The following is a 1,662-nucleotide window of genomic DNA, read 5'->3' on the forward strand; positions in this document are numbered from 1 at the left end:
AAAATCTTCTCGCAGTTTTAAGTAGACCAATTTCGATTACTGCCAAAAAGAATAAGACTGCGGTGAAGATTGATTACAAAGTTATCGTGGATTTGCCTGAAAGTTAGGGCTAATTCACCAGCCACTAACTAAATATAAAAACCAAAAACATGGCATTAATTATGTTATGCTGAATTAGGTTTAACACTTGCATCTCTTGGCTATGCCATGCGAATTGAAATGATATTACAATTGCCCATTAAGGCAATGTGATAGAGCCGGTCCATAGGTGGTCGGCTTTCTTACATAATCAGCGGTCCTTCAACATCCGGAACCGCCTTCGCACCGATGTGCTCAATTTTAGTACGGTAGTTCTTACCCAACCGGTAGAACCGTAAACTGTCCAGCTTGGGATCGATAATCGATTCCAGCTGGCTTTTTAGTTCCAAATACTCCATCTGATCGACAACGCACTCAAACAATGAAAATTGAACTCTCTGTCCATACCGTGTGCAGGCCTTTGCAACATGTCGCAGCCTTCGCGCACCATTACCCTCACTAATCGCAACATCATACGCAACCACAATCATCATCACTAACACCTACTTCCATAAAAACGGCGGATATTCATCAAGGTCGCCACGCAAATACCTTGCCAGTAACAATGCTTGGATATACGGCACTAATCCCCAGCTAACCTTCTCTGAAAGGTATGGATGTACCAGTTGCTCCTGTTTATGCAACTGCCACTGCGTTAAAAACAGTTTTCGTCCCTTATCGGTCATCATTACAGCGCCATTCTCACGAACTTCAAAGTCACTGGGTTTCACGATACGCTTATTGACTAACTTAATTACCAAACGATCCACTACAACACTCCGTAGTTCTTCCATTAAGTCTAGTGACAGAGATGTACGACCAGGTCGATCCTGATGCATAAATCCAATATACGGGTCCAAGCCAACCATCGCTAAACCTGATGTACACTCATGAGCGAGTAGCGCATAACCAAAGGACATCATTGAATTAACTCGGTCCGTTGGCGGCCGTCGATTTCTTCCAGTGAAGGTAAAATCAGTCCTCAATTTTCAAGTCAAGTGCAACGATGATAACGAATCCTTGATAGTGGTCTAGGTTGTTAAGCCATGCGTCGGTAGTAATCGCATGGTCGAAGATAGTTCAGAATACGTCTGGGACGATGGTTCAGTGCTGATTGGACTGCTTGGATCTCAACCAGCGTAACGTCCCTGAGAGACTTTCCCTTCGGGAAGTACTCCCTGAGTAGTCCGTTGGTGTTCTCGTTAGTGCCGCGCTCCCAAGGCGAGTATGGATGAGCAAAATAGATCTGGGTTCCAACGATCTCCGACAGCTTGGCGAACTCGGAACCATTGTCAAACGTGATACTCTCAAACTCCTTGGCACCGTAATCGTTGATCGTGTCCTGCAAGGCTTTAAGGCAGGTGTCCGCATGATAGTCAGGTATCTTAACGATGATTTCAGTTCGGCTGTACCGTTCTGTGAGCGTCATCAGCGCTGGCTCATCAGCCGAACGAATACCTTTGACCAAGTCGCCTTCCCAATGTCCCACGCCTGTACGGTCATTCACGGCCGCAGGACGCAGCTCGATTGAGTCGCCGTATATCTTCTTGTTCTTGCGTTTGTGGGCGTTCTTATAGCCTTTGA

General features: G+C 45.8%; 2 protein-coding genes and 1 pseudogene. All 3 read right to left on the reverse strand.

Annotated elements, in window-relative coordinates; all coding sequences use genetic code 11:
- Positions 1–281: 281 nt before the first annotated feature.
- Positions 282–572, reverse strand: coding sequence for a CRISPR-associated endonuclease Cas2 (gene cas2 / locus ACGG90_RS15520; RefSeq protein WP_123018658.1), 291 nt, complete (start codon positions 570–572; stop codon positions 282–284).
- Between the two features lie 9 nt (positions 573–581).
- A pseudogene (gene cas1 / locus ACGG90_RS15525) lies at positions 582–1,061 on the reverse strand (CRISPR-associated endonuclease Cas1); the annotation flags it as partial.
- Positions 1,062–1,117: 56 nt separating this feature from the next.
- The coding region (locus ACGG90_RS15530) for an IS30 family transposase (RefSeq protein ID WP_390410725.1) at positions 1,118–1,662 on the reverse strand (545 nt) is incomplete at its 5' end.

This window comes from Lacticaseibacillus jixiensis (assembly GCF_042847315.1).
In the GTDB taxonomy this organism is placed as follows: domain Bacteria; phylum Bacillota; class Bacilli; order Lactobacillales; family Lactobacillaceae; genus Lacticaseibacillus; species Lacticaseibacillus jixiensis.

What these genes read in the sequence shown, in the direction of transcription:
- cas2 (WP_123018658.1), bottom strand. Translation starts at nt 572, where the DNA reads ATGATGATTGTGGTTGCGTATGATGTTGCGATTAGTGAGGGTAATGGT.